Source organism: Candidatus Neomarinimicrobiota bacterium, from assembly GCA_034716895.1.
In the GTDB taxonomy this organism is placed as follows: domain Bacteria; phylum Fidelibacterota; class UBA8477; order UBA8477; family JABMPR01; genus JABMPR01.
This window is the reverse complement of sequence record JAYEKW010000167.1, coordinates 23,574-31,342: the sequence shown is the minus strand read 5'-3', so window position 1 is coordinate 31,342 and position 7,769 is coordinate 23,574. Positions and strand designations below refer to the sequence as shown.

Below are 7,769 nucleotides of genomic sequence, written 5' to 3'. Positions count from 1 at the left end.
CCACTTCCAATTGATACTCTGAAGCAGTTAAATTGCCTAGAATGATACTTATTAACCGGATCAGGTCAGAAATATCGGTCTGGTAGTCGTAATTAACATCACCCATTGTGTCAAACAATAGGTCTCCGTAGCCAATGTGCCAATGGTTTGACCCATCGTTGCCAGCATACCATAAGCTATAGTGCCCCGGTTCCATAATGACCAGACTCGGTCCAGTAGAGTACAAGGAGTTCCAGGTCCCCGGCTCATTATAGGTGATGATGGGGTTATTCAGATGTTTTGTCCAGGTAATTCCATCCGGTGAATGGGCCATACCGATCTGCCAGTTCACACCAGCCGAGCCGACATAGAACATCACCAGCGATCCATCTTCTCTTATGGTCACTTTGGGGAAGGTGATCCAGGCAGACTCCCACTCCATATCCGGGTTGTGGAATATAATGGGATTATTCTCATATTCCTGCCAACTGATACCATCCATGGAATATGCCAGGCCGATGGCGTTGTCACCCTCTGCTTCCTTGCCGGAGTACCACATGTGATAGGCTCCATCGATCTTTAGCACGGAAGGATCCTTAGACCAGATCTCGTTCCAACTGCCAGAAGGACCACTGGGGATCACAGGATTCTGGCCATATTTTTCCCAGTTTATGCCGTCAGCGCTGGTTGCCAGACCTATTTGCTGGGTATCATCGGTTAGATTTAGCCCAGTATACCATAATTTGTAGCCTGTTTCATCATGAATGACTGTGAATTTTTTAACACCATCAGCATCAAAAGCACCAGGGGGGCCGACCTCCAGGATCAGATCCGGATTTTCAGTCCAGGTTATTCCGTCTGATGAAGTGGCATAGCCGATTTGAATTGGGAGCCCATTTGCCCGGCCCCCATGCCACATTTTATAAACCGAGTTTTCGAACAAAACCAAAGGTGAGATTACGGCGAGATCATTCCAGGACTGGGATCCACTGAAAATGGGATTGTTCGGGTGATCGATATATTCAAAAGCATGGATCTGTTTTGATGGACCTATCAGCAGGAGCATTCCTACACCAAGGGAGACAATTGGGCGCAGATGTTTGAAATAAAATCGAGTTATGTGTGAATCCATGGGTCCTCTTCCCTAAAAAAGTCAAGTTGTGCTACTGTTGGTTCACCTATTTGAGTAAGATCAGTTTCTGAAAATCCCCAAGCGGTTGCCCATCTATGATCACTGTTGCAATATATATACCCGAACTCACCAGGAGACCCTGATCGTTTGAACCTGACCAGAAAACCTGCTGATCATTCTCGCTCTCATTCAGGTGCTGCGACCAGATCTGGCGTCCCTGAATATCGAAGATCACGACCGAGCTGCTTCCCTTGTTTTTGGGAAGTGTCAAATTCAAAGTGATTCCAGCATTAAACGGGTTGGGGTAGGCATTGACCAAACCGAATCGGGCAGGTTGATTCCTAAACGGTTCGTCCTTAACACTTGTGATAAGGGGCGCTTTCCGCATCCAGAACTCCAGATAAGCTTCATCTGATAATTGAACTGTTTCATTAAAATGAGCCGTGAATTCGGCGAAACCGGCAAACTGGAGTGAACCCTGCATATCATTATAAAAGACCAGTTCATGGCTTGCTGTTAAAGCCTCTGGTGGTTGGGCGTCGCAACTCTCCCAGTACATCCCACTGCCATTCAGAGCAATATCCATGAGCCAGTCCTCGGGATCCTGTGCGCTAAAATCATAGAGCATGTTTGATTCATCCCGTAGCTGTAATCCATTGAGTTGGATCCGGCCAACATGATCAAGCACCATGATTTCTGGACCTAATACTAATTGTAAAGAATCTACCGCTCCTGGCATTTCTCCAGATTCAAACAGGCTTACAACCGGAATTTTATACTGATACCAGGTCGTGTCCAGGGGATAGGTCTTGAATGGGGGGAAAGCCTGATAGAAACTGATCGAGAGGCTTTCATTCAGATCAAGCTCGCCGGAGCTATATATCATATAATGCTTCCCCACCAGATCCCAATGCACATTGATCCCAGCAATATCCCACCTGGTAATTCCTACTCCCCAGCCAAAATGAAAATTCCCACCAGGTATCCCATCAGGGCTGAAGGATTTCACAAAACGCGGGTACCCCAGAATATCTTGATATTCTTCCGCAAAAAGGAAGACTCCAAACGTAGAGTCATCACCAGAATACTCATTAAGACTTAGAGAAAAATCAAAAGGAATGTTACCTATAGTTATTTCACCGTCATCCGAGTATAAATACTCGAATTCTTCAAAAATGACTGGCTCAGTAGATATGTTTTCTGCGATTGGATAATTCCATTTTCTGGTATTGAGTAAAAGTAACGTGTCTCCCCCCCCAAACTCGTGGTTGACAGGTGCCTCAAAGATAGCGTGGTATTCCACACCAGGATCACTCGGTTTATACAACCAATAAGTATATCCATAGGGAAGATAGCTGTAAAAATGGGCTCTATCAGTATCGGAGCGCATCATAAGTCCCACGCTATCTGGTATTGTGGGATAAATATTTTCAGGCTCTGTTATCCAGACAGTATCTAATCCTTGTTGCTCATAATCTGTTTCAATACGAAGCATGTACCCATCCCCATCAGGAATTGGGACTCGTTCAGCTGAAACAACACCGTCTGAGAAACTTACCTGGAACGAATCACTTTCAAAATCGACAAAAGCGTTACTCGGGAAACGAATATTGTCACAGTAGTAGGATTTGTTATAAGCTAAAATGAGGATGCTCCCAGAACCGATGACCAATTCTAATCTATCTGTTCCTTCAACTATATCATCAACCATTTCAAAAGGAGCTGAAAATGACCGCCATTGATCATCAAATGGTACTGGAAACGTTTGATCCGATTCTGTGTTAAAATTAAACCAGGCTGGCGTCGTGGTGATCTGCGAGAAAACCAGATTTACCGCGAAAAATAATACTGTTAGTCTTTTCATACCGCCCCCTCCGAAGGATATTGCGTATTATAGTCGTTTGGCATCATCACAGCAAGCGTCCAAAACCGAGTGATTAAAAATCAAGTGAAGCAAAAGAGTCAAAAGCAGCAGAGCTGCGACACCTTTGTAACTCAAACGCCATAATAAAAATAAAAGCTGCGTAGCAGCGAAACCCCGTAATTGCATTGATTTCACCGTTATCAGTTAAAACGGGTTGCAATAAATATTATCATTCCTAAAATTGACAGCTAGATAACACAAATTTTTTACATGAGGACATTATGAGCATCACTCGCAGACAGATCTTACAGATGGTTGGCGCTGGACTGGCAGCTACCCAAGTGCCCCTGGCCACCGCTTCAGGACTTTTCTCCAGATCCACTCTCAAACCACCTCGCCTGAAAACAGGCCAGACTGTGGGTTTAATAAACCCTGCAGGAGCAACCTTCCACCATGACGATGTGGCTATTGCTGAAGAAACCCTGGCAGCACTGGGACTCAAAATGAAATCTGGTGAACACCTCCTGGATCGATACGGTTATCTGGCAGGCACCGATGCAGCCCGGGCTTCTGATGTCAATGCCATGTTTGCCGATCCTGATGTAGATGCCATTCTTACTTTGCGCGGAGGTTGGGGCTGTAACCGTATTTTAAATCTACTGGACTATAAGTCCATCGCAAAACATCCCAAAATCATCATGGGTTACAGTGATATCACCAGTTTACTATTGGCTCTGAATGCCAAAACCGGTCTGGTCACCTTCCATGGTCCTGTGGGCATTTCAACCTGGAATGAGTACTCCACTGATTTTGTTAAAAGACTGCTATTTGAGGCAAAAACCTTCAGCATGGAAAACCCTCAAGATATCGGTGACAACCTGACTCAGACCAAAGACCGTATATTGACCATCAATTCTGGAACAGCACGGGGAAAACTTCAGGGCGGAAATTTGTCAGTATTTACGGCTATGGTGGGGTCTGATTATCTACCAGATTTTAAGAACAGCATCTTGTTTCTGGAAGAGGTTGGCGAAAATATCTACCGCGTGGATCGTATGCTTACCCAACTTAAACTGGCTGGTATTCTGGATGAACTTTCCGGTTTTATCTTTGGTAAGTGCAATGATTGTGGTCCCGGTGAAGATTATGGTTCACTGACCCTGGATGATGTCCTGGATGATCACATCAAACCCCTGGGTATCCCAGCCTGGTACGGTTCCATGATCGGGCATATCAGCGATAAATTCACCATGCCCCTGGGTATTGAAGCTGAAATTGATGCTGCTAAAGGTAAAATTACACTGTTGGAATCAGCGGTAATTTAGCATTTCAGGACTCACCATAGAGTTTCCCTGATGGCAAATCTAGTCCTCCCCCCGGGGAGGACTATTTCATGCAATAGAGATGATTTGTAAAAATCATTCGTGCAATTAGCGTAATTCGCGGTTTAACATCAGTGAAATCTGTGTAATCCGTGGTTAAAAAAGTCACGCCACTCCCCCCGTAGTCGGAGCAATATTTATCCCAAAACTTTGCATGGCAGAATGCCACTTCTCAGCCTCATTCCCGGAAAAGATAAAATCAGGGGTTACTTCCTGAAACAGCCAGTCACCATTCTCGATCTCGCGTTCTAGTTGACCGGTTCCCCAACCGGCATATCCAAGCATCAGCTTAAACTGTTGGGGACCATGGCCTGCTTTGATAGCCTCAATGATATTTGAATTTGAGGTAAGTGAAAACGTATTGTTAATCTGCATGGTCTCATCGGTCAAAAAATCAGCGCCATGTAATAGGAATCCCCGCTCTAGATCCACCGGACCCCCAAAATATATGGGTGAGATCACCTCATTGATGGCATTGTCATTCACGATTAGGGTCTGAAATATGTCTTTAACTGATTCATCTTCAAACGACTTGTTAATAATGAGACCCATTGCTCCCTGGTCATCATGTTCACAGATGAGCACCAGGGATCGACCAAAATACGGATCGGTTAAATGGGGCATGGCAATAAGGATATGACCTTTCATTGACGACATGATCAAAGGTAGGGCTTATTTATTTGAATTGCTATTGCCGAAATGGATCACTGAAAAATAATATTTTTTTTATTTGACGGAACCACTAGAAGTATTTGAGAAAGCATGAAATATAGCCTAACCTCAATAAATACAGCCAGATGATGAATGTATAGCTAAATTCTATATTATCAACACATCGCGTCTCTGCGCGCTTTGCCTGCCCGCACGAAGTTATACGCAGGCGGGCGAGATCGTCCTATTTAGCCCTCACTATGAAACCCTGCGGAGATTCTAAATCTCCGCAAGGTTATGATATACCGCTCAATTCTTGGGAACCAACCTCAACTCTTGCACCTCGCCCAGCTGTTCACGATCCAGATTGACATCAACATACGCTCCCTTCAGCCAGAGGTCGATCAGGTCGGTATAGTGGTCCTGCAGGGGCATCCCCACCTGTCCTGATGCATTGGCCATCCGGCTATTTGAGGCATCAGCCATATCGATAATCAGACGCATGGATGCTGTCATTTCAGCCATATAGGGCTTGGTAAAAACGTGGGTTGCCCGATTGACTGTCTCGCCATCACCGCCAAAAGGGAAAGGTCCATAGTTAAAGAATTTCTCGATCAGACCACCTTTGGCTTCAAAAGGATGGTGAAAGGCAATGTTGTGAATAATGCCCCATTCCCAGGATAAATGATCACGAGAGCCATATTTCTGTTCCAAACTGATGAGTGCTTTATTGAAGGCATCGATTAAAAGATCATCCCGGGTTTCAACTTCATCTGTTGCAATATTATCAAACCATTTGTGAGAATTATCTTCCAGCATCATCACCCAGCGATTCAGGGAGATATACCAGGTGTCCAGATATTTTTCAGCCAGTTCCAAACCCATATCATCAGACCAGATCGAACGTAAGAAGGTCTCCAGTGTTTCATGATAGATCGAGCCTTCGAATCCGTTTTCGTCCAAAACATGATCCCAGCCTGCCAAAGCATCTCGAATTTCAGACTGTTCATCCGGAATCACTGCTGTCAGGTATTTCAAGAAAACCGGGGCCAAATATGATTGTTGGTCAAGCTGGATCATCGCCATGTCATCCGGAGTCAGTTTATCCTTGGATTTGATCAGATCGTTGATTCGTTTGGTGCGATATTCAGGAGCATAAATACCGGGCATGGGATAGGGGTAATCCTGGCTATGGGGTTCAGCATTAGCAGTTACGATAAAGCCACCTGCGGGATTGTAAAGATGCGGCATATCCTCAAAGGGGATATAGCCATCCCAATCATATTCACCTGTACTGCCTGGAACCGGGTAGAGACCTGCACCTTTTTTCCTCAGGGGTACCTTACCCGCTCCATAATAACCAATATTACCCTCCACATCAGCATAGACATAATTTTGCGGTGCCGTTGAAAAATGGGAAACCGCCATGGTGAATTCACCCCAGTTCTCAGCATGATTCAAGCGATAAAAAGCTTCCAACTCTTCATAAAAATGGTGGCCGGTCCAGGCCAGGGCCAGCACTTCCTCATCCTCCTTGATCACGGGTCCATGAATCGATTTCCGAACTAGCAAATCCTCAATTCGGAAACCGCTATCTTCGCTGTCATCTTTAATGCGGATGGCTTCAGGAATGATCTCGAAATCATACCAGGCATCTTTGTACAAGTATTGATTGGGGTTTTCCGGGTTTACTTCTTCGATAAACAGGTCCTGGACATCGGGACCCATGTTGGTGATACCCCAGGCGATATGGCGGTTATGTCCAATGAGAACCGTGGGGAGACCAGGGAAAAATCCACCGGCTACATCGAGACCGGGAGCCTTGAGATGAGCGAAATACCAGGGACCGGGAAGGCGTGAACCATGCAGATGGGGATCGCTGCACAGGATCGGCTTTCCTGATACTGAACGATCACCAGAAACAACCCAGTTGTTGGAGCCTCCGTTGGTGCCTAAAAGTTCTTTTAGTTGGGCTGCCTGAGATATGAGTTCGGCATCACCCGTGGTAGAAAAGCCAAATTCATCCAGAATTTTCAGGTGGTCTGCAGAATAGTATGGGAATAATTCAGTTGCATTTTCTTTGCCCAGCTTTTGATTCAATTGACGATAGATCAACTCTATATCGTAATTGTAGGATAACTGCCAGCTCTGCAGTTTGATGATGGCCAGCATATCGGTAATGGTCCATAATTCAGGCGCATGATTCAACAATCTAAACTCAATCGGTAAATCTGGATCAGCTTTTATAAAACTGTTGATACCATTGACAAAGTAGGTCAGCATAGCCTGTACCTGGGGTGGACTGTCATCGAAGATTTCGTCTGCATTCCTGGGGCGCAACATGATCCGGCGTAAAAATTTATCGGATTTCAGCATGCTGTCACCCAGGATCTCAGACAAACTGCCGTTGCCGGCTGCTCGCAAAAATTCCATCTGAAAGAGACGGTCTTGGGCCATGGCATAGCCCAGGGCGAAATAGGCATCGGTTTCGGTCTTGGCAAAGATATGCGGTATGCCAGCGGCATCCCTTAAGATGGAGACCTCATTATCAACGCCTTTTAACAGGATAGTTCCTTCATGTTCGGGAATCCCGATTTTTAAATAATGGTTCAGATATGCCCCGCCTAATAAGAGCATTATAACAACACCAATGATGATTTTCTTGATCATGACAGCCCCTTTAAAATTTCAATTTTTGATGGGAATAGGTTAGTTGAAGATGGGTTTGAATGAAATGGTTTTTCCAGACTATTCCCATAGC

5 protein-coding genes are annotated in these 7,769 nt (G+C 45.1%); 1 reads left to right on the top strand and 4 read right to left on the bottom strand.

The window, feature by feature from the left end:
• Nucleotides 1-1,111: hypothetical protein (locus U9Q77_10650; GenBank protein MEA3287817.1), on the bottom strand; the 1,111-nt coding region annotated here is incomplete at its 3' end.
• A 46-nt stretch (nucleotides 1,112-1,157) separates the two neighbouring features.
• Nucleotides 1,158-2,975, bottom strand: a complete 1,818-nt coding sequence (locus tag U9Q77_10645; GenBank protein ID MEA3287816.1) for a T9SS type A sorting domain-containing protein — start codon at nucleotides 2,973-2,975, stop codon at nucleotides 1,158-1,160.
• Nucleotides 2,976-3,256: 281 nt separating this feature from the next.
• On the opposite strand from U9Q77_10645, the gene U9Q77_10640 reads away from it, so the two are divergent.
• Nucleotides 3,257-4,300 (top strand): LD-carboxypeptidase, encoded by a 1,044-nt coding sequence (locus U9Q77_10640; GenBank protein ID MEA3287815.1) that lies wholly within the window; start codon nucleotides 3,257-3,259, stop codon nucleotides 4,298-4,300.
• 162 nt (nucleotides 4,301-4,462) lie between these two features.
• Here U9Q77_10640 and U9Q77_10635 read toward each other — a convergent pair whose 3' ends face one another.
• Both U9Q77_10635 and U9Q77_10630 read right to left on the bottom strand, forming a co-directional pair.
• Nucleotides 4,463-5,005: a YqgE/AlgH family protein gene (locus U9Q77_10635; GenBank protein MEA3287814.1), complete on the bottom strand. Its 543-nt coding sequence runs from the start codon at nucleotides 5,003-5,005 to the stop codon at nucleotides 4,463-4,465.
• Between the two features lie 312 nt (nucleotides 5,006-5,317).
• A complete protein-coding gene (locus U9Q77_10630; GenBank protein MEA3287813.1) occupies nucleotides 5,318-7,678 on the bottom strand; it encodes a penicillin acylase family protein in 2,361 nt (786 codons plus the stop codon).
• Nucleotides 7,679-7,769: the final 91 nt, after the last annotated feature.

Excerpts from the sequence above, each read along its gene's own strand:
- U9Q77_10645 (MEA3287816.1), bottom strand. The coding sequence starts at position 2,975 with ATGAAAAGACTAACAGTATTATTTTTCGCGGTAAATCTGGTTTTCTCG.
- U9Q77_10635 (MEA3287814.1), bottom strand. The coding sequence starts at position 5,005 with ATGAAAGGTCATATCCTTATTGCCATGCCCCATTTAACCGATCCGTAT.
- U9Q77_10640 (MEA3287815.1), top strand. The coding sequence starts at position 3,257 with ATGAGCATCACTCGCAGACAGATCTTACAGATGGTTGGCGCTGGACTG.
- U9Q77_10630 (MEA3287813.1), bottom strand. The coding sequence starts at position 7,678 with ATGATCAAGAAAATCATCATTGGTGTTGTTATAATGCTCTTATTAGGC.